A 19,833-nucleotide genomic window follows, 5' to 3' on the forward strand; every position below is an offset into this window, starting at 1 on the left:
TCTTTACTCCTTTAATTCTGAAGAACTCGGAGAATGAAAAGGAACCGGAATATCAACCATCTCAGTTAGAACTTCTCGCATGCAATGATCGATAGCACCAATAAGGGGGGCAGCATCACAACCAACTTGAGCCGCAATGCCCGCACCAAAGCGACGCGCAAAATTCAACATCGCATCGCGGTGTGCCCTGCCAAAGCCTCGCGCTGCTTTCTTGACTTTCTTCGCGATCAACAGTCGTTTCGCGTAACCGTTCAAGAGCAATCTTTTCACTTGCAAGCGCAATCTGCATTCTCTCTAGTTTAATCTGGTATTCATTAGCTCCGTCTATGGAGTCCTGTTTAATTTTTGCTTGTTGTTTACCGTCAGATGCTAAAAATGATTGAGAGCGCTTTGTAGGGTTTTCGTTCCATATGGCTGTCGCAACAGCCTCATCAACGGAACCATCGTCAAAAAGCGCTGCATCAAATTTCCCGGTCTTGAAACGCGAAACCACCGCGTTATGAGCAACGCCCATTTTTTTAGCAAATGCGCGAACTGATATTCCCTGCCGATTTTTCTTATTCATCGCCCCCCACAATTGTTTCATTTTTTGCAGAAAAGAAAAACCAATTCCAATTTGGACAGCGCGCAAAAATTTGTACAGTGTACAGGCTCAAAGTTTGTACAGTATGTTTGTACAGTGTACAAACCATTATTCAATGTTTTCAATAACTTAATTGTACAATGTACAGGCAATTTTAAAAATTCTATCGCTAGCGAACCCTCGCGCAACTTTGCCCCGCAACAAGCCCAACCCGCCGGGAAGTACCTTGTACATTGATTTTATTGTATTTTTTATGAAAAACCCAAAGCGAAAGTGATAATTTGCTTTAAAAATTAAGACTGCGCTACATGGCGCATAGATATAGCTTAAAAACATGATTTAGCTTTCTTCTTGGCAGCATATTTCTGACGAGCAAGCTGTCGGCGTATATTGGTTGCCAATCGTTCATGCGCGTAGTGCTCAATCGCATTGGAAACCTCTGATTTAGACATCACAGAAGCAATGGACGTGCCTGTTTGTTTTGCAATGGGAAATCGATCACCATCAACTATTTGAAAAACATTCCCACCCATCTTTAAATCAACACGCTCAGGGAATTTTCCACCCTGAATAAAACCATGAGGCATAATCTCTCGTCTTCCAAAGAGAGTATACACAACACCCCGTTTTGTTTCGCGGGCTTTAAAAAACTTCAACGGCAACAGGGTTGCAGAACCGCGGATATCCGCCTCTAGATGATCTACTGTGGCCTTGGTGTTCACGTAAACACCTTTCTTCACGCGCTTAGCTTGAACCGATGCAACCTTTGACACTTTCTGCTCGGTAAAGCGCTCCACTTGTTTGGCTGTATCATTCACAGCATTGCGCAAAGCCCAATGGAGACGCGGTGCTTGAAGCATGGTCATCATTTCGGTGACTTGCTTCGAATACCACTTGGTGTGGATTGTTAACTTCACCTGTTAGGATTTCTTTTTCGTTTGCATTGAAGACTTAAGCGCTTTGGGCGGTTCAGACGAAACAACATCCGTAGACTGCTCAATAATATCAGTGGACTGCTTAATAATATTTATTTCCTGTACATCCAGCTCTGATACTTCATTAACAACACCCAATGCGCTGGTTTTTTCTTGATAAGGTTTTGCAGCATTGGCGCGTTTAAGACGCGCATAGACCGTACGAGAAATCTCAACAAATGGAATATTTGAGCTTGATGGCTCAAAACGAACGATGCTTCTCTCATCGCCAAGAACACAGATTGGCTTCGTAATGATTGCTTTCATCATCACTCCCTTTGAGGAATTATTTAATGACAGAATTAATGACATAACTGGTCAATAATTGATTTTTGTTACTTGAAAAAAGAATGAGGCAGTTTTCCTAGAAAAACCAAGCTCTTTAGCCACATTAAAGGCTCACATTTTATTGAATTTTTGGGATGTTTTTTGAATTCTAGACGCAATAAGACTCGTGCAGTGTCGTCATTAAATACGATTTCTTACACATTGTCAACAGAAATCTATATCTTGTGTTTTTTATTTCTTAAACACAAATCCCATTTTCTGTATGATTTATGCTTTGAAATTTTCTTGTAGACTTTTAAATAGCTTTATCCATCTATTTTCAAAGTCACTAGTTATTTTTCCTTTTAAAATTTTCCTTACTTCTTGGCTGATTTTTACTTTCCAGTCATCTCCATAACTGACATCATTGCTCTTAGCAAAACCTTCTAATTGAGGCAGAATTGGAACAGTATTATCGATCTCATCAACTTTTTTAGTATCCGTATTAGAAGTAAACAATAAATTAAAACTATCTATGATTAATTTAGTAGGAATCAAATCTTCAACTTCTGAGCCATTTTTTTCTGTAAATGTATCTGTTTCAAGGATTTTATTTTCTTCACTCTTGTAAAGTCCTTGTTTCAAGCTGTTTTGACATTTCCTTCCACCATCATCAGAATCAAAGAGACAAATCGGCAAGCTACCGGTATTGCTGCTAACAATTGAAGAAAAAAATTTTACATTTTTTGCCCCTCCAGCTGGCATAAAAAACAGCCCTCTTTTAAATTTAATTTTTTTTCTTTCAATCAAATAATTTTGTATCATCATAAGATAAATTTGATCAGACATGCCCTCAATGATTATGACATCGCACCCCATAAAAAGATTCAACGCAGTTCTCATGCCAATAGCTGCGTTGACAGGCTGGATAGCTATCATTTTTTTATTTTTACTGCTTATATTTTCACTCACATCGCTTATATCATTATGTATTTTAGTCCAGCCTTTTTCATCAGTATAGGCAGCTCGAACTCTATCAAGATTATTATGATCGACGAGAAACGGCAGATGCGTTGTGTAAATAAGTTGATTTTTTTCTGAAAGCTTTCCCAAAAATTTAACTAAATCTGCTTGTGTATTAGGGTGAAGGTTTAAACCTGGTTCATCAAGCAGCAATATACAATTTTGGTGGCTATCTTTACTTTCCGCCCAAAAAATAAGAAAAAAGCTGAAAAACCACTGTAATCCTCCACTTCTTAAGTCCAACTCGAGAGCTGTTTTCTGTTTGCTATCCTTAACTGACAATGACAAAATTCCCTCATTCACACGGAAACTGAAGGTATACTGCCCTTGATCCCACCATTCATTAAATTGCTTAGCTAATTCCCACTCTGCATCACCAAGCATAGATCCAAGCTCTTTTTGAGTATTAGGCATCAACATTTCATCTACATTTAAGTTTAAAAGTTGGCAGAAAACTTTAAGTGTGCGGGCTTGTATTCTCTCCTTCAGAGGATATTTATGCCAAGATTCAATATTCTTTAGAGTTTCTTTCACGCTAGAAAGGCTCAGTTCAGAGTCAAGATTTCCATATTCAGAATGGTAAATGATTTTAGGAATGCGTTCACATATTTCATTAAAAAGCTCCGTTCCAATGGATTCTTTTAGATCATTTGAAGTTTCTTTACCTTCATCATTAGAAGAATGAATATAGAAAGTGCCATTATAATCTTTTTTTATCAGTAAAAATTTTTCTAAAGCAATTTCATTAGGCTTCTTTTCTTCTGTATTTTCTTCGCTTTGCTCGGTTTTATCTGCCTTCAAAAAGTCTTCATATTTTTTCTTAAAATCCTCCAATTCCTCATCGGTTACTTTAAAGAGAACTTCAATAAACGGTTCTTTTTTATAACTACCATCTTTATACCCATCATTGTCCTTCTTCTTTTTTAAATACTCATCTCTTGGATAATCCTGAAAAATATTAATTGTTATTGAATCATCAGCTGGATTGAATTTCCAAAGCGACAAAAGAAGATTTGTTTTACCTGATTCATTAGCACCAACTAAACACGTCAAGTGACGATCTATTTCAATCCAATCTGTTTCTTTAACAGATCTAAATTTATTAACTTTATACTTCAATAAAAGCATTACAAAATCGCCAATGTTAAATTCATATCGCCTTCAGTACTGTTTGAGCTTTTCTCTATTTTATACAAAAGCAGAATGTCAACATATAATGATAACAATATTAACACATAACAATCAAAAATAAGATTTTATCATTACATGGAGTAGAAACCCATTCCCAAAACCGCTGAAAAACAGCTTATCGTCTAGCTTAAAAATAAAAATTTATAGGATTTGAAGAAATATTATAGCGTTTCCAAAAGATATAATTTGTTTTTTAAGTAGAGATAAATTCTCTACTCTTTATTCACTATCCTACAAACAAAACACATTGTAACGTTTCATAGCGCATCTTTTCCTATTTCCCGAAAAAATGCTTATGAAGCGCATTAAGGACAATACGCAATGAATTAACAAGATGCGGCAATGACTGATCTTCTATGACAATATATTGTAGTGCAGCATAAAAGTTATACTGTCTATAAAGACCCTGTGTCTCTTTTACGATTTCTTGCAGATCCAAAAACTGTTCTTTTACAAACTCAATCCACTTTTCTCTTGCATCGCTATCAGAAGTCACAGGCATTTCATCGTAAATCGCACTAGGAAAACCTTTTGCACACAAGTAATTATTTCTTATTTGCAAATATCGTTGCGCAGCATCATACTGATCTTGCGTGAGAGCACCTTGCAAATAAAGCCGCCCAACATAAGAACCAGACAGTGGATTTTTTGCTTCTTCCACAGTCAAACCAAAGTGCTTAACACGCATTTCTATAGCCAATTTATCAACCGGCTCACGAGGTGCTTTTGCACGTGAAATACGTCCATTTGGCTCTCTTGTACACCCATTAATCCGTGGTCGTCCACGTTTTGCATGTTTTTTTCTTTTTGCCATATCTTTCCCCCCCTGCCATTCATGTAGACTCATCCTCATACCCTTTTTCGAGGGCATCATTAGTCATTGATCTATGATGGATAATTAAACTGGATACATAAGTTTAAGAACAATTTTTACTTGCGTTTATAATAACACAAATTTCCTATGTTTCAAAAAAGAATTATATATAACTTATTGAGAAATCACATTATTTTCTAAAATACATCAAGCATTCGCAGGCTTTCTCATAGCAATTCTTTGCCCACGCTTTACCCATCTATATCTTTGAATAACCCACAACAGAAGAAAAATATAATGAGGTTCAATTCATTGAAATAAATCAGAATGGCTGCCCGTACGCTCAAAGCGTATTTGATTATCATTAATTTTGTAAATTAAAAGCCAATCTGGCTCAATATGTACATCTCAAAAACTGCTCCAATTCCCCTTCAGAGGGTGATCGTTATAATGTAAAGGCAAAGGCTTCCCCTCTATAAGTAACTACATTACTTTTTTGATTTTCTCTAAATCCTTGCCACGTCTTTTAATAATTTTAATGTCTCGTTTAAATTGATTGGAACGAATTATTTCAAACATTAGATCCCCAAATCACGAAATAAATCCTCCATATCTTTTGCAACGTACACATCTTCACCTTTTTAAAGGCAATCGCGTTAGTTTATTTAAATCGTTGTGGATAATATATAATAAATCAAAATATAACTAAAAATATCTTGTATAATATATAATGTATTATTGATAAGCAATATCAATGTCATAGCATTAATAGCTATATAATACATGCATACATTACTCTAGCGAGTAATAACAGCAGTATACACCAACATCAGCCATAATAGCACTATTGTTAACACAATGTAGTTATTAAGTTAATATTATATAACAAATACTTGGATAAAATATATGAATAATACTTTATTTGAAGAACTTAAATATTGGTATGAACAAGATATTAAGCATGTAAAAGAATGGCGAAAGAGAGCACATGAAGATTTTGCTTTTTACAACGGTGATCAGTGGGATGCCAAGTCGTTAGGGAAACACGTGCCTCTTGCACCACTGAATAATCGTGTTAAGCCGATTGTAGATGCTGTTGTTAATTTTGAGCGCGCAAATAAGAGGGAAGTCCAGTTATTACCATATAGAAAAGGACCTGCTAAGCCAGATGAATTGCTTACAGGAGCAGTCGAATATTTTAGAAAGAAAGCTAATGCAGAATCTGCCGAAATTGAAGCTTTTAAAGACTGTGTTATTTGTGGAATGGGGTGGATAGATACACGAGTTGATGATAACAACCAAGATAAAAAATTAGTTGTAACACGTTTAGATCCATTGAAAATGGTATGGGATCATTATGCTGGAGAGACAGATTTAAAGGATGCGCAACGTTTATGGTATGTTGACCGAAAACCACTTGAAGTTGTTAAGAATATGTTTCCTGGTGTGAATGAAGCAGAATTGGACGCAGATTGGGCATACGATGGAATATCTGATAGCTCTGTTTATAATGATGAACGTATGGTTACGCTTGTAGAATGCCGTTGGTTTAAAGAAGAAATTTATTATAGAGGCAAAGATCCGGAAACTGGTCAAGATCACGATTATACGGAAGAAGAGTTCAAAAAACTTCAAAAAAAAATACCTGGAATTTCAGGACAAAAATATGAAAAAGAAATCATACAAAGAGCTTTTTTGGGGAAAAGAATCTTGCGTGAAATAGATAGCCCACTAATTCCTGCAGGACGATTAGGCTGGGAATGCATCACAGGATACAATTTCAGAATCCCGCAAAACTCATATGATAGCATTATTGAATTCCGTGGCATTGTTCATAATATAAAAGATGTGCAGAGAGCTTTGAATGAATCATTCAGTCACATTATCGTCGGTAATAATCAACAGGTTGAAGGGAAATCACTATTCGAAGAAATGTACAACAAAATCTATGAAGTGTCTGGCTTATCACAAGCCTTTGTGGAAGGCCAATGGTGTCAGTCTTCAATCAATGGTCTCTATCAGTTTTGGGATTCACTAAAGATATATCGAAAAAGACAAAGTGAAATAATATTACATCTGATACAAAATTATCTTGCTGATGGTCGATTAGTACATATTTCTGGAAAGGACGTTTCATTAAAGCGTGAAGATGTAACGAATGTTGAGTATAAGATTTATGTTGTTGATTCACCTACGAGCTAAATGAGAAAAATCGGCAATTTAGCGTTATTAAGCCATTTCTACAGCAGATGGAAGAGTTTTTGCCTCAAGATTCCATGAAAAAATTGTATAATTACTTTACCACAGGTAATTCTGAAATGTAATACTAATCCTGTATAGTGAATTAGGCTACATGCCGTCTTAAAGGATTGATACATATTACGCGTGCTTGCGCTGGTTACTTGTTTCACCTTTTCTCTAATAGTTACAGATGAGGCATCATAATGAAACCAGCGCTCTAGCCATACTATTTATTGGTAGTCTGAAAATTGCTGATAAATTAATAAAAAGAATTGACTACTGTCATTCATGATACTTAAACTCTAAATAAGTTTCACTAAAATCAACCGCCCCAAATTTAGGGGCGTTAAGCTCTTCAGACATTTCTTGCACGCATAACGTGGTCATGCCGTTTACCACACAACTTAGCAATTTCGATGCTAAACATTGTCTGAACCATCGCCCACCATCAACCGTACTTTTTGTATCTTCTATGAGAGTATTCATCCTCATATTTTCTGTATAATTAGACGTTTTCTATTGACACTCCGGAGAGTATCGGACGTTAACAAACATGGTAGTAAATCCATCGTTATGCTTTTCTCATAAGGATGGTGTACTGTATAACCATACTCGACAAGTTTATTGCGCCGTTAGAAATTATAGGACAAATTTTACTAAATGGTAACATGGCAAGCTATAATGATCCAGATAAACAAAAAATTGCTGAAAGCAAGCAGATATTCTAGCAAGTTATCATCAATAATTTGTCGATGAACAAAAATTTGGAATGCCTAAAAGGCGCTTTATTTCTATTTTGGGAGTGTTAGGAGAACATATCAATGAAAAATCAAAAAACACCCTTGATAAATTTAAAAGGTGCGATGGATCTGATTAAAAAATCAAAATATCCTTTAACACCTCTTTACGAAGCGATGACTAATTCTTTAGAAGCTATTGCTCAAAGGCAGCGTGATGAAACTGAACCCAGCGAAATTACAGTAAAATTACATTTCACGGGTTTATTGGAGCAAGTTAAAGAAATCTCAAAAATAGAAATCATCGATAATGGTATTGGCTTTACCGATGAAAATTATGCAAGATTTATCGAGTTTTTTGATAAAAGCAAAGGATATAACAATCGTGGTTCAGGGAGATTACAATATCTACACAGATTTAAAAAAATAGATGTTTATAGCATTTATCTTAAAAATGATTCAAAATATGAACGTCGATTTTCCTTCAGCTTAGATAAATTAATTTATGATGAATCTGATACTGAAATTACTACCGATAGAGCTCTTCTAACTAAGGTTATATTGTCTGGATGCCTAGCCGAAGGTAAAGAAAAAGCTTTTTTTGATAACCTAACAATAGACGATCTTTTAAAAGATATTGTCAGGCATTTTTTGTTACGATTTTATCTAGATAGCCAAAAAGAACAATTAAATGTACCTCTTATTAATATAGAATTCATCAAAAATAACACAGAAATTGAGACAAAAACACTGAATCCTAAAAACTTACCTACGCCTTCAAACAACGGAGATATTGAAATAGCATATCTGAAACTAAAAAATGCTAAGACAGATGATATTGAATGGGAAAAAGTTAAAGATAAATATGAAATTATAAAATGGGCACACTTTAAACTTCCAGAAGCTGAACTTGAACAAAATGGTGTCTATTTATGCAGTAAAGATATCCCCGTACAATTATTAAACTTTAAAGAAATAAAAAAGAAAGAAAGCATTAACGAATTCAGGTATCTAACGGCCTTTTATGGAGACGTATTAGATCGATCTGAAAATGTAAGCGATACAGTTGATAGTTTTCAATTCCCCTATCAACAAAAAGTAGAAGATTCTGCTAAAACAGACCTATTTTTTGATGAAAAGGCGGAATATATTTTTATGAATAATATCGAGGAAAAAATAAATGAAGTTATTCCTACGATTTATAAGGATATCTTTGATCTTCAAAAAGAAAAAAACAAAAATGTCGAAAGCATTGCAAAAGCGCATGGCATATCAGTGAAGATTGCCTCCCAGATCAATACCAACCTGACTGATGATGAAAAAACAATTACTAAAAAAATATATGCTCAACAGTCTAATTTATTGGCTGAAAAAGGATATCAAGTAAAAAAACTATACGAAAGTTTAAATCAATTGAATCCAATTTCTGAAAATTACCAGAATGAATTAAAGAAAAAAGCTATTGAGCTTTCTGAGCTAATAGAAAATCAAAACAAAGAAGAATTAAGTCGTTATATTATTCGAAGAGATATGGTGGCTGATATATTGAAAAAAATTCTCGCCGGAGAACTTGAATGTCAAACACAGAAAATAGAAAAAGTCAGACAAGATAAAGAAGGATTGATACACGACTTAATTTTTAAACGTAAAAGCAAAAACTCTCATGATGGGTTAAATGATCTGTGGATTTTGAATGAAGAGTTTTTACATTTTTCGGGCTGTTCAGAGTTAAGATTGAATCAGATAAAAGATCACACTGGAGAAAATCTTTTAAAGCCTATTCCAGAGGAAACAATCAATCACTTAGGCATTAAAGTAAATAGAAGACCTGATATATTTCTTTTTGCAGAAGAAGGAAAATGTGTTCTAGTTGAGTTCAAGGCTCCAGATGTTGATTTAACAGATCACTTAAATCAAATGACAAAATACTGTAATTTAATTGCAAATTACAGCGTTCGTAAATTTGATAAGTTTTATTGTTATTTAATCGGAGAGGAAATAAAAGCTGTTCCTGATCTTCCTGGAGACTATGAGAAAACCGTGAATGGTGATTGGCTAAGAGCAAATGTACCAATAAAATCATTTGATGAAAATCGCAATACTATTGCAACACATCAAATTGAAATAATCAAATTGTCGTCGATATATTCAAGAGCACACAGAAGAAACAGAAGTTTTGCTGAAAAATTGGGACTGCCAGACTTACTTACCAAATAATAATAAGGCTAAAACTTAAGCATGGGTTAGAGATTCCGCTTTTCTGCGTTGGACAAGTCCTTTAAGCTTCCGAAAACCACCCCAAGCCTAGAGCATGAATGTTTAGAAGCACTTTAACTGTTGTTAATCTCCTTGATGAGAGGCTCAAGATTCAGCACTATGCTTGGAACTTTATCTCTACAAATCTAGGCTTCCACTTGCGTCTTGGTACTAAAATCAACCTTTTCAGGCACATTATAATACTGACAACTAAAATCAAAAAACTTTAAATTACACTGTAGGGTATGTTTATGTAAATTTAAACGCACATCTAATCACAAAATGATAAGTTATTTGCCATTTTTCTTTAGTGTAAAAAATCACTCAAGCTGTTTAGTCAGATTGATTTTCGAAAGCATTTAACCCAATCTTTGTTTTTTTTAAGCATTTGTACAAGCTCGTCCCATTTTTCAGCAGAAACAGGCTCTTCTTTCGGCTTCATCTCTGGTCTATCGAGTTCTTTGAATATCCTTTCAACTGTAGATCGAATATCGTCTTCAAGCTTTTTGCAATAAAGTAGGAGATCTGGAGAAGCAGGCATAAACGTTGTCGACAAACCTTCTGCTTCTCCTTTCATCACGTTCCTTGTTACGGTTTTAATTGCCCAACGGCTTAAACCACCAAGAGAAAAAATAGGCAACCGCTGTGGCTTTTTCATCTTCTCTAGGTTGGCTTTTAAGCCCACCAGAAAGCATGAGAAACATAGCTTTTATTTCTTCCTCAGAAGCTTTTTCATCAAGCTTTTGCAAAACTTCATTGCCCAACGAGATAATTCTCTCCGCTTCTGCAAGGGATGGTTTTTTGCCCGTTAGCCAATGGAATGGAGGTGCTTTCATCATCCTCGAATAGAAATCTGTACGGACTGTCTGAATTTTTGATATCGGACATGTATTGTGCAATTCGATAAGCACGGCCACGTTGTTGTTCTGTGTTCTCAATGATCGATTTTCCATACCGTTTCTCTTTTTCTAATCTTTCTTTTTTCTTGGCTAGGGTTCCATACTGGCTTGTAACCCAATTGTACCAAGTTCTTTGCCAATTCGTTTTGGTCGCATCCTTCCCTGATTTTGCTAGCCAAAAATTTTTGAACCGTTCACACTCGAACAGCGCTTCATCATGCGTTAATCCTTGATCGATTGCGTATTGCAAATTAGGTTCAAAATCAGCTGGCAAACGGTGGCCCCTGTCTGTTCTTGCCTTTTTCACAGGTTTTGTTTTTGAAAAAATTGACTTGCAATCAGGCTCAGAAGCAATTTTCTCATAAGCTTTGCTACCGTTTTGCAAAGCACAGTTTTGTGAAACCTGTTGCTGCTCGGTATGTGAAGGTAACACTACCTCAGGTTCATATTGCTTTGAACTCGATCGCTCTTTGTGGGCATTGTCTCCCCTTGCGTCAGTAAGGGGGGGACTAACTACGATAGTAGTTAGGGGGGATATATTATTACTGTTATTGTTAATGTGCATATTTTTGCATTGCATTTGCATTGTACTTGCATTGCAAATTTCTACATTTGCATCAGATTCAGTTGTGCAAGTATTTGATTTACTTTGCTTTTCCCATCTTGCTTTTGCAGCTTCTGATCTTTTTTGAGAAATTTCGTTTGCTTTGTCGCTTGCATTTATAATTTCTTCTGAAACTTTTTCATTCCACAAAAAATTTTCCGATAAAAGAATTTTCTTCTTTCTGATGAGAAATTCTATCGTATTTTTAAATGTCTTTAATGAGTAGCCACATATACGTGCTAATATCTCCGAGTCATTTTCAATGGGCTTGCCATTTTCATACATGAGACAAACAAGAGTGAAATACACACCCTTTTGAGTTCCAGTCATCCCGTTAGTTGCTAAAAGCCATTTGCTGGGAAAAAACCTAATCCACGGCAATGTATTAGACATCTCTTCTCCTCCCCTTTATTCGTTTACTGTGTCTTGATGAAAATTTGCATGCAATAGTTTATCTATTCTTCAACTTGTGAATTCCATTCGGTATAAAAAAACGAACCCACGGTAATTTATTTGTCATCAGTAATTTTCCTTTCCTTTATTAAATATAAAATTGCTAAAGCATCTGCTTCATTATCGTCTTGTGGCGTATGTCCTTTTGCGCATACCGCCTTTATCATTTCTTTTTTTGAGGCATTTCCCTTCCCTGTCATTGCCTTCTTAATTGTACCAACAGGAATACCTTCATAAGGGATTTGCTGATACTCACACCAAGCAGTTAAGGTTGCTAGAAAGCCCCCATAAGCATGAGCAGCATCTGTCCCCACATGGCGCCTCACCTCTTCAAAATACACTGCATCAATGGCATCAACGGATCTCTTTATTTCTGAAAGCCATTGTTTAAAGTGTAAATAACGCATGCCTCCGCCTTCAAAGCGGCGTGTGGGAAAATGTTCTATCCCACTTATTATGTGACTATCCGCACCACATATTGCCCAACCCGTCTTCGTGCCTAAATCAAGACAAAGAATGGTTGGTGCTATAGTGATCATATTCCCCCCTTATTGTGTACTTATATGTGTGTCATGATAGAGAACGTGGCGATCGTCTGCCTTGCAAAAGCGTCAATACCTGTAACCGTATTAACCGACATCATAGAGTTTAAAAAATTGAATTAACTCACTCCTCAGACATGCTGCATTCATTATCGATTAATTTGATTTCTTCTTTTCTTTTTTGGATAAGCTTGTACCTTAAATCGTCAAGCTCAGCTTTGACCAAAGCCATGAGCACAATCAGCTCACTTAAGCGATCAAAAGCTAAAAAATCGTCAGAAGAACAATTATTCAACCAAACAGTAAGAGCTTGTATGGATACAGATAAAAACCATCGATTAAACTCATCGCACGAAAATAATGGAAAACCATCTCTATCATCACGCGCAAAAACACTTTGCAGCACATAGAGAGAAAAACTTGCTGATGAGAACTCTAAGCTTATTTCACAATATGTTTGATGAGGAGAACGGAAATAACAACATATATTTTTCTGTCCAATATTATTAATAAGATTAATTAACTGATATTTGCTTATGGTAATCCGTGGTTGATTATTTGCCATCTCTGCTATCTCACTCTTTTAAGTGTGTGAATTGTTCTGTTTTGACATGCTCTGTTGTTGGCATGGCTTTGCGCAAATAGTGGAACCGTTGGCAAAAGAAGGCATTGGAGAGGATTGTTCATTCCATAACGCTTCTAAGAGATATGCAGTGGCCCCTCTTGAAGGAACACCATATTTTTCCCAACGCCATACTGTTGATTTATTGACACCTAACTGTGCTGCCATTTCTTTTAGAGTTAAATTCAGATTTTTACGTAACTGTTTTACTGCTATTTTTTTCATAAACATAAATATGCATTATGAGTACTATATTCATATCACAATTTACACACAAACGATTACCAAGAGGCGATAGGGAGGGAGAATTATGACAAAGCCACTTTTTATAAATTCAGATGAAATTTTGCTCGTTATGGGTTGTGATGAAATAGATAGCGTTGCACAATCAGGGCCATTCTACGAAGAAAAAGATATTATCAATTTTATTGATAATATTGATAACGCTGCTCAAATCTTTCGCATCGAACCGACAGCAAACCGTTGTGAAAACATTTCAGAAGAAGTTGCAGAATTCTATCTTAGAGAAAGCGAGACGTTCCATCTTTTCAAGATGAAGTGTTTCATGATTTTATTCTAAACAGCGATGTCTATCATGATTATCGAGATAAAGAAGTAGCGCGTAGTTATGAAGATATCCTATACGGTACCTATGAGGAACAGCACCGCTTGCGTCTTTGCGACGTAATCTAAAATTATTCAAGGGATTTTAGAAAGTATTCGCCTTTAGTCTTATCAAGAAAAAATCGAAATTAATGGGCACGAGCTTTATAGGATTAAAGCTGTTAGAGACTTTGGTGACGTTGAAGCTGGAGATTTAGGCGGCTTTATAGAGCATGAAGAGAACTTATCACATAACGGAGATTGTTGGGTTAGTGGTGCTGCCAAAGTTATCGATGGAGCGCGCATTTTTGACAATGCTCAAGTTCATGGTGATGCCAAAGTCTCTGGGCGAGCAAAAATTTATGGTAACGCTCAAGTGTACGACAACGCCATTATTGCTGATGAAGCAAAAATATATCATGATGCAAAAGTTAAAGATAATGCAAGAATTGTTAATAATGCAGAAATTTTTGATGCTGCCCAAGTTTTTGGACATGCACATATTTTAGACGATGCGCATGTTTTTGAGAAAGCTAAGGTTGCAGGTAAAGCAAATATTTGTGGAAATGCACGTATTTTTGGTGGCACTATCATTTGCGGCAATGCCGAAGTTGGTGGCAGCGCAAAAATTTCTGGAAATGAGACTATCTTAAGATAAAAACTTTCTAAATTATAATGAAAACAACCTCACTGATAGTGAGCACAGTTTTTAAAAAACAAACTTCTCACAACACAAATAGCCATTTTAACAAAAGCGTGACTCACGCCACGGGTGAGTTGCGCGTAAATGAAAGATTTTAAATGAACAATTCCCCATTAACAGCCATGGCGCAGAAATATGGTTTTTCCTATGACGAATTTCGAAAAACAATTATCAAAACTTGCATCAGTCATAACTTCTCTTACGAAGAATTTGCTGCCTTTATTTCTGTTGCCAATAGTTATGGTCTTAACCCCCTTACAAAAGAAATTTATGCACTGCCCAAAAGAGGTGGAGGTATCATACCTGTTGTTTCTATTGATGGGTGGATTAAGATCATTAAATCGAATCCAGATTTTGATGGTATGACCTTCCAAGATAAACTCGACAATAGCGGCAATTTGATTGCTATCAAATGTTCGATACGTTTAAAAAACATTAAAGACCCTATAGAGGTCACTGAATATTTATCAGAATGCAAACAAAAAACAGATACTTGGCAAAAATACCCTGCACGTATGTTGCGCCATAAAGCTACCATACAATGCGCACGCTATGCTTTCGGGTTTTCTGGCATTTATGAAGAAGATGAAGCCGCACGCATTAACGGCATAAACCACAACACACAAAGTCAGCTAATTTCAAATGAAATGCTTACACAAATCCAAGAGTTAATGGATCAAACACAAACACAGGAAGCACATGTGCTTTCTTTTGCAAAGATCGAAAAACTCAGCGATATGTCTTATGAAAAAGCACAAACCATCTTAGATAGTTTGAAGAAAAAACAACGCTTACAGATGACTGAAGCACAACAATCCTTACCAGCGCAAGAACAACAAAACGCTCTTATACAAGATGTCGAATATGAGCCAATCCAACAAGAACAGGCAACGGCGGTGTGAAATGGAACAAAGAACAGCACAGTGGTTTCAAGCCCGCTTAGGGAAAGTTACTGCATCAAACATTGATAGTGTGGTCGATAGGACAGCCAAAGGATTACCAACAAGCAAATATGAAGAATACAAAATCAAACTCATCACAGAGCGCTTAACAGAGCAAATAAGCCCCTATTATGAAACCGAAGACATGCGATGGGGCATTGAGCATGAAGAGGAGGCAATCGAAGAATATAGCTTCATTTATGATACCAATGTAACAAGATGCGGCTTTATCCAACATCCCACAATTAAAATGGCAGGGGCAAGTCCTGATGGTCTCATTGGGGATCATGGATTAATAGAGGTCAAGTGCCCAAAATCAAAAACACATATACGCTTTTTTCTCAATAACCAGATCAAACCTGAATATAGCTCACAAATGCAATTTCAAATGGCTTGTACAGGACGAAAATGGTGTGATTTTGTGAGTTATGATCCACGCTTTATTGGTCAATCATCACATCTGCGTATCAAGGTTCAGCGTGTTCACCGTGATGAGGAACAGATTGCACACATCAACAAAGCTGTTGAAGCGTTTTTAAACGAAATTGAACAAGATCTCAATAAGATTTCGACAAAAGCTGCTTAACACTATGGGGATGTTTTCTTCCTCCGAGCATCCCCACCCTCCACTTTTTTCGTTCTCAACACATAAAAAGGAAAACTTCAAATGAATGAAGAAAAATTAAATGTTTCAATAAAAAAAGTAAGCTTATTTGAACAAGCGTTATTATCAATGCGCTTGCAACGTCTTGTCAACATACAAGACCTTTCAATTTATCTTGGAATGTCGATAACCCAGATTAGAGAGCTTGTAAAAGCTGGAGCTTTTCCTAAACCAATACAAGAAGGACGATACTTAAAATGGGATATCGTAGAAATTGATCATTATATTGAAACCAAAAAAAGCGAAAGAGATTCTGTAGAATCTTCGGTACTATCTTAAATGATTAACACCAGTCACAAAAGATGACCATTGCTCTAAAATGGCACGGCGCTGCTCTAAAAAATCAGTTCTCATATAAGCTTTTGTGACTGTGTTCCCTACCGAATGAGCAAGAATAGCTTCTGCAATTTCAAATGGTGTAGGGGTTGTTTCTGCTATCCAATCACGAAGACTTGATCTGAAACCGTGAGGTCTATAACTAATCCCCCTATCTTTCATAAATTTAGAAAGTGTCGCATCAGATATAGGACGCCCAGAATTTCCAACAAATAAGAAACCATTTTGTTTTGTTTTTTCAATAACAGCAAGCGCTTCAGCTGAAAGCGGAATACGAAAGTCAGAAACTTTTCCCATTATCCCCTTCATATTTTCCTTCGGAATCGTCCATATGGATTCGTTAATTTCTTCTGACCTAATGTACCTGATCGGCATTGAACGAGCACCCGTTAAAATAAGAAGCTTTAAAGCTAAATTAGACACAAGCTCATCATTTAAAGATTGATAAAATTCAGGCACTTCCTTCCATGGCATTGCTGGAATATTTTGAGTATTTTGGATATATCTCCCTAATAAAGCTTTTGCTTTTGGTATCAATTGCATATCAACATCTATACCACGTGCTGCCGCATGTTTTATAGCGATATTCAAGCGAGATAAAGCTTTGCTCGCTGTTTCGTTTTTTGTTTTCCAAATAGGAGAAATACATTCTTTTATATCACCCTGATTCAAGTCATTAACTGCTATATCACCAAGTTTAGGAAAAACATGCAACTCAAGAGGTGTTAGCCACCTTGCAGCTTTTCCCTCATTTTTCAATTCACTCTTTTTCGCTTCAAAAGCACTTAAAGCAATCTCTCGTAAAGAAATCCCACCACAAATCCGCTGCAATTTTTCTTTTTTTCTTGTGCGAATGGGATCAATTCCTTGGTTCAAGAGTTCACGGCAAGCCATAGCTTTAAGCCTTGCTTCCTTTAAAGATACATCATCACAAGAGCCTAAACCCATCTCACGACGCCTTTTATTAAGATCAAATCTAAAAACCCAACGTCCTTTATTTGATGCTGTTTTGATAAGCCATAGACCAGCGCCATCAGAATATTTACCTTTTGACAAATTTTTTATTGATAAAACAGATAACCTATTACGTGTTCTCACTCTTAAAACCACCTTTTAAAAACCACCTTTCAAACCACCTTTTATATTTTGCTTTAGACACTATCACCTGATATCAAAATCGCATAAAAAAGCAAAATAAAAAATAAATTATAATAAAAACAATTAGTTATTAAACGAAAAAAAGATAAACAACGTTATCACATGATATCGTATAGAACTCTAAGAGGAGGCAAAAATTGGTGCACGCTGTCCGCACCATTTTTGGTTTTTTCTTACTTTCTTAAAAAAGATAGCAAAAAATAGGCTACTTTTTGTAAAATCATTGTCGTACTATTGGATAAAATTGAGATCATTCTAAACAGAATTGCAGTTATTATAACTTACGAAACAGAACTTCTATTCTATAATATCTCTAATCTTGTCACGAAACAAAATAGACACTCATTTTAAAGAATGAAACCTTGAAAAATATTCCTTAACTTCATAAAAACCATTGAAACTGATTGATCTACTTTTTTGAAGTGAAAAATAAATCAAGATGCCAAGCAGCGCCATCTTCTAAATTGTTTCAAAATATCAATATCTATAATAGTTTAATAAATTTTTACAAAGAGTTATAATATATTATAAAAGTTTTAAATTAAAGAGCAGGAAAATGCGCAATGTAACACGATACTTCTAATAGTATCCCCTTTACAGAACATTTTTCAGAAAAAGATTCATAATTAACAATATTATAGAATAATTATTTTAATAAATTACTTTAAGTATTAACTTACCAATAACAATAAAATTGCCTATTGTAAGATTGTATTCTTCTCTCCATCTTTCGATGAAATATTATTCACGCAGCTTATTTCCTGATATATCAAATTCTTAATCATTTTTTGTGGTAGAGTACTTCAAATAACTAGCTCTCTTCTTAAAGTTTATTTATTCTTCAAAAACTATTTTTCTGAGAAACCTTTAACTGAAGCTGATATCCTAACTTCCAAACCTTCCAACAATTTGCTTTTTTAAACTAAAACTCTAGCCATAAACTTAGACTCTTTTTTGACTATTAATTTTAGTTTTCACATCTTTTTTCTTAAGTATCTATCCTTCTCAACACTATCTTGAAGGAAACCATACATACTGCAGAAAATAAACCATATAGTTTCAAATGTTGTTTTCCTAAATCAGTTGTTATTTAATTCCCTCCCCGCATGAAGAATAAAATCTTACACTGCAAACTGCTCAAAAATAAAAAGCCCCATCAAAGATAGGGCCTCTAGAAATTTAATCACACAAAAATTAGAATTTGTAAGCTACACCAATACGAAAGTCATTGGTTTTGTAGTCAACTTCAATTGCCTTCTTTGCAAATTCCTTTTTACCAAAATCTGAATAACGATACTCTGCACGTAAGATAATATTGCTGAGCATTGCCAACTCAACACCAGCACCAAGAGTATAACCAACCATCGTATTTTTTTCATCCGATAAAGTCTCAAAAGGCATTTCTTGTTCTTCTTCCTCCATCGATCTCACTACGACATGCTGAAGCCGCGTATAAGCAATCCCTCCAGCGATATAAGGCATAATATGCCCAACAACGAACATGTGATCAGAAGCAAACCCAACACGTAAACGTGAAGAACCTGACCATTTTTGTTTTAAAGTATGCTTAAATACTTCACGTTGTTTGAAGTATTTTTGCTCTCTATGATCAATAATTTTTGTATCCTTGTGTTCAGACAAAATGACATCCGTATCAGCACCTAAAATAATACCATTGCCAAAATCAATATCAGAACCTACGTAAAGTCCTTCTATCAAACCTGAAATTTTAGGATGTAACTCTTCATCAACCGGAATCCAACTGTTTACACGCGCATCTTGGAGGCCTCTTAGAGTAGAATCACTCGACAAAGCAGCAATCTGACCACCAAGATAAAAACCGGTCCAAGAAAAAGTAGGAGCAACAACAGGCATTGCCTCCTGAACTATTGGTTCCCGAGGAACTACAATATCCGCTGCCTGTGCTACAAAAGCGGTAAAAAAAGCGAAAACAGATACAGCAATAAAATATTTCGTATTCATAAACTGCTCCCCTACTAATGTTAACGACAACCGTTCTTAATGCCACATCTCCGTCAAAAAATCTGTAGTAAAAACAACACAGTAAAGAAAAAAATAAAATATTAACTGAAAATGTGACTTAAATTTGCTACAAATCACATGCTTTTTCTGCTTTTGTATAATACCTTGGTCAAAGGGGCTGATTTGCATTCATGGTTTATGCGCATAAGAAGCATTGTTCTTCATTCTTATCTTATGCT

The 19,833-nt window shown here is 35.5% G+C and carries 21 protein-coding genes and 1 pseudogene; 7 read left to right on the forward strand and 15 right to left on the reverse strand.

Going from position 1 to position 19,833, the window contains the following annotated elements:
• Positions 1-3: 3 nt before the first annotated feature.
• From NPX98_RS03850 to NPX98_RS06630, 6 genes and pseudogenes are all read right to left on the reverse strand, one after another.
• Positions 4-565, reverse strand: a pseudogene (locus NPX98_RS03850) (hypothetical protein).
• A 344-nt stretch (positions 566-909) separates the two neighbouring features.
• Positions 910-1,500 (reverse strand): hypothetical protein, encoded by a 591-nt coding sequence (locus tag NPX98_RS03855; protein ID WP_269022772.1) that lies wholly within the window; start codon positions 1,498-1,500, stop codon positions 910-912.
• A 3-nt stretch (positions 1,501-1,503) separates the two neighbouring features.
• Positions 1,504-1,824 carry a hypothetical protein gene (locus NPX98_RS03860; RefSeq protein ID WP_269022965.1) on the reverse strand — a complete coding sequence of 107 codons (321 nt, stop codon included), beginning with the start codon at positions 1,822-1,824 and terminating at the stop codon, positions 1,504-1,506.
• 288 nt (positions 1,825-2,112) lie between these two features.
• Complete coding sequence (locus NPX98_RS03865) at positions 2,113-3,975, reverse strand: ATP-dependent nuclease (RefSeq protein ID WP_269022773.1); 1,863 nt, start codon at positions 3,973-3,975, stop codon at positions 2,113-2,115.
• A 337-nt stretch (positions 3,976-4,312) separates the two neighbouring features.
• On the reverse strand, positions 4,313-4,852 hold the full coding sequence (locus NPX98_RS03870) for a hypothetical protein (RefSeq protein WP_269022966.1): 540 nt from the start codon (positions 4,850-4,852) through the stop codon (positions 4,313-4,315).
• A 309-nt stretch (positions 4,853-5,161) separates the two neighbouring features.
• A complete protein-coding gene (locus NPX98_RS06630) occupies positions 5,162-5,251 on the reverse strand; it encodes a type II toxin-antitoxin system mRNA interferase toxin, RelE/StbE family (protein ID WP_442864464.1) in 90 nt (29 codons plus the stop codon).
• 507 nt (positions 5,252-5,758) lie between these two features.
• On the opposite strand from NPX98_RS06630, the gene NPX98_RS03880 reads away from it, so the two are divergent.
• Positions 5,759-7,054: a portal protein gene (locus NPX98_RS03880; RefSeq protein ID WP_269022774.1), complete on the forward strand. Its 1,296-nt coding sequence runs from the start codon at positions 5,759-5,761 to the stop codon at positions 7,052-7,054.
• A 321-nt stretch (positions 7,055-7,375) separates the two neighbouring features.
• Here NPX98_RS03880 and NPX98_RS03885 read toward each other — a convergent pair whose 3' ends face one another.
• Positions 7,376-7,579, reverse strand: a complete 204-nt coding sequence (locus tag NPX98_RS03885; RefSeq protein WP_329957902.1) for a hypothetical protein — start codon at positions 7,577-7,579, stop codon at positions 7,376-7,378.
• A 335-nt stretch (positions 7,580-7,914) separates the two neighbouring features.
• Here NPX98_RS03885 and NPX98_RS03890 point away from each other — a divergent pair, with 335 nt between their 5' ends.
• The gene (locus NPX98_RS03890) at positions 7,915-10,047 is read left to right on the forward strand and encodes an ATP-binding protein (RefSeq protein ID WP_269022775.1); all 2,133 of its coding nucleotides are present in this window, start codon (positions 7,915-7,917) and stop codon (positions 10,045-10,047) included.
• A gap of 376 nt (positions 10,048-10,423) precedes the next feature.
• Here the strand turns inward: NPX98_RS03890 and NPX98_RS03895 are convergent, their stop codons facing one another.
• From NPX98_RS03895 to NPX98_RS03920, 6 genes are all read right to left on the reverse strand, one after another.
• The gene (locus NPX98_RS03895; protein ID WP_269022776.1) at positions 10,424-10,744 is read right to left on the reverse strand and encodes a hypothetical protein; all 321 of its coding nucleotides are present in this window, start codon (positions 10,742-10,744) and stop codon (positions 10,424-10,426) included.
• Positions 10,683-10,850 (reverse strand): hypothetical protein, encoded by a 168-nt coding sequence (locus NPX98_RS03900; RefSeq protein WP_269022777.1) that lies wholly within the window; start codon positions 10,848-10,850, stop codon positions 10,683-10,685. Before NPX98_RS03900 ends, NPX98_RS03895 begins: the two co-directional genes overlap by 62 nt.
• Positions 10,840-11,982: a DUF1376 domain-containing protein gene (locus tag NPX98_RS03905; protein ID WP_269022778.1), complete on the reverse strand. Its 1,143-nt coding sequence runs from the start codon at positions 11,980-11,982 to the stop codon at positions 10,840-10,842. Before NPX98_RS03905 ends, NPX98_RS03900 begins: the two co-directional genes overlap by 11 nt.
• A gap of 116 nt (positions 11,983-12,098) precedes the next feature.
• Positions 12,099-12,581: a crossover junction endodeoxyribonuclease RuvC gene (locus tag NPX98_RS03910; protein WP_269022779.1), complete on the reverse strand. Its 483-nt coding sequence runs from the start codon at positions 12,579-12,581 to the stop codon at positions 12,099-12,101.
• A 127-nt stretch (positions 12,582-12,708) separates the two neighbouring features.
• Positions 12,709-13,149 (reverse strand): hypothetical protein, encoded by a 441-nt coding sequence (locus tag NPX98_RS03915; protein ID WP_269022780.1) that lies wholly within the window; start codon positions 13,147-13,149, stop codon positions 12,709-12,711.
• An 18-nt stretch (positions 13,150-13,167) separates the two neighbouring features.
• A complete protein-coding gene (locus NPX98_RS03920) occupies positions 13,168-13,431 on the reverse strand; it encodes a helix-turn-helix domain-containing protein (protein ID WP_269022781.1) in 264 nt (87 codons plus the stop codon).
• 85 nt (positions 13,432-13,516) lie between these two features.
• Between NPX98_RS03920 and NPX98_RS03925 the strand changes: the two genes are divergently transcribed.
• The 5 genes from NPX98_RS03925 to NPX98_RS03945 all read left to right on the forward strand — a co-directional run bounded on the left by NPX98_RS03925 (position 13,517) and on the right by NPX98_RS03945 (position 16,396).
• Entirely contained in the window at positions 13,517-13,786 is a 270-nt protein-coding gene (locus tag NPX98_RS03925; protein ID WP_329957904.1) for a hypothetical protein, read from the forward strand.
• A 399-nt stretch (positions 13,787-14,185) separates the two neighbouring features.
• On the forward strand, positions 14,186-14,467 hold the full coding sequence (locus tag NPX98_RS03930; RefSeq protein ID WP_269022782.1) for a hypothetical protein: 282 nt from the start codon (positions 14,186-14,188) through the stop codon (positions 14,465-14,467).
• Positions 14,468-14,610: 143 nt separating this feature from the next.
• A complete protein-coding gene (locus NPX98_RS03935; RefSeq protein WP_269022783.1) occupies positions 14,611-15,414 on the forward strand; it encodes a recombinase RecT in 804 nt (267 codons plus the stop codon).
• Position 15,415: 1 nt separating this feature from the next.
• The gene (locus tag NPX98_RS03940) at positions 15,416-16,039 is read left to right on the forward strand and encodes a lambda exonuclease family protein (protein WP_269022784.1); all 624 of its coding nucleotides are present in this window, start codon (positions 15,416-15,418) and stop codon (positions 16,037-16,039) included.
• 81 nt (positions 16,040-16,120) lie between these two features.
• Positions 16,121-16,396, forward strand: a complete 276-nt coding sequence (locus tag NPX98_RS03945; protein WP_269022785.1) for a helix-turn-helix transcriptional regulator — start codon at positions 16,121-16,123, stop codon at positions 16,394-16,396.
• Here the strand turns inward: NPX98_RS03945 and NPX98_RS03950 are convergent.
• Both NPX98_RS03950 and NPX98_RS03955 read right to left on the reverse strand, forming a co-directional pair.
• Positions 16,388-17,551 (reverse strand): tyrosine-type recombinase/integrase, encoded by a 1,164-nt coding sequence (locus NPX98_RS03950; protein WP_269022786.1) that lies wholly within the window; start codon positions 17,549-17,551, stop codon positions 16,388-16,390. The two genes, NPX98_RS03945 and NPX98_RS03950, sit on opposite strands and share 9 nt — an antisense overlap.
• Positions 17,552-18,805: 1,254 nt before the next feature.
• Positions 18,806-19,594, reverse strand: a complete 789-nt coding sequence (locus NPX98_RS03955) for an outer membrane protein (protein WP_269022787.1) — start codon at positions 19,592-19,594, stop codon at positions 18,806-18,808.
• Between the last annotated feature and the right edge of the window lie 239 nt (positions 19,595-19,833).

Source organism: Bartonella sp. A05, from assembly GCF_026930145.1.
Lineage (GTDB): Bacteria > Pseudomonadota > Alphaproteobacteria > Rhizobiales > Rhizobiaceae > Bartonella.

Excerpts from the sequence above, each read along its gene's own strand:
- NPX98_RS03870 (WP_269022966.1), bottom strand. The coding sequence starts at position 4,852 with ATGGCAAAAAGAAAAAAACATGCAAAACGTGGACGACCACGGATTAAT.
- NPX98_RS03925 (WP_329957904.1), top strand. The coding sequence starts at position 13,517 with ATGACAAAGCCACTTTTTATAAATTCAGATGAAATTTTGCTCGTTATG.
- NPX98_RS03895 (WP_269022776.1), bottom strand. The coding sequence starts at position 10,744 with ATGAAAAAGCCACAGCGGTTGCCTATTTTTTCTCTTGGTGGTTTAAGC.
- NPX98_RS03905 (WP_269022778.1), bottom strand. The coding sequence starts at position 11,982 with ATGTCTAATACATTGCCGTGGATTAGGTTTTTTCCCAGCAAATGGCTT.
- NPX98_RS03890 (WP_269022775.1), top strand. The coding sequence starts at position 7,915 with ATGAAAAATCAAAAAACACCCTTGATAAATTTAAAAGGTGCGATGGAT.
- NPX98_RS03880 (WP_269022774.1), top strand. The coding sequence starts at position 5,759 with ATGAATAATACTTTATTTGAAGAACTTAAATATTGGTATGAACAAGAT.
- NPX98_RS03945 (WP_269022785.1), top strand. The coding sequence starts at position 16,121 with ATGAATGAAGAAAAATTAAATGTTTCAATAAAAAAAGTAAGCTTATTT.
- NPX98_RS03920 (WP_269022781.1), bottom strand. The coding sequence starts at position 13,431 with ATGAAAAAAATAGCAGTAAAACAGTTACGTAAAAATCTGAATTTAACT.
- NPX98_RS03910 (WP_269022779.1), bottom strand. The coding sequence starts at position 12,581 with ATGATCACTATAGCACCAACCATTCTTTGTCTTGATTTAGGCACGAAG.
- NPX98_RS03955 (WP_269022787.1), bottom strand. The coding sequence starts at position 19,594 with ATGAATACGAAATATTTTATTGCTGTATCTGTTTTCGCTTTTTTTACC.
- NPX98_RS03885 (WP_329957902.1), bottom strand. The coding sequence starts at position 7,579 with ATGAATACTCTCATAGAAGATACAAAAAGTACGGTTGATGGTGGGCGA.
- NPX98_RS03865 (WP_269022773.1), bottom strand. The coding sequence starts at position 3,975 with ATGCTTTTATTGAAGTATAAAGTTAATAAATTTAGATCTGTTAAAGAA.
- NPX98_RS03860 (WP_269022965.1), bottom strand. The coding sequence starts at position 1,824 with ATGAAAGCAATCATTACGAAGCCAATCTGTGTTCTTGGCGATGAGAGA.
- NPX98_RS03940 (WP_269022784.1), top strand. The coding sequence starts at position 15,416 with ATGGAACAAAGAACAGCACAGTGGTTTCAAGCCCGCTTAGGGAAAGTT.
- NPX98_RS03935 (WP_269022783.1), top strand. The coding sequence starts at position 14,611 with ATGAACAATTCCCCATTAACAGCCATGGCGCAGAAATATGGTTTTTCC.
- NPX98_RS03915 (WP_269022780.1), bottom strand. The coding sequence starts at position 13,149 with ATGGCAAATAATCAACCACGGATTACCATAAGCAAATATCAGTTAATT.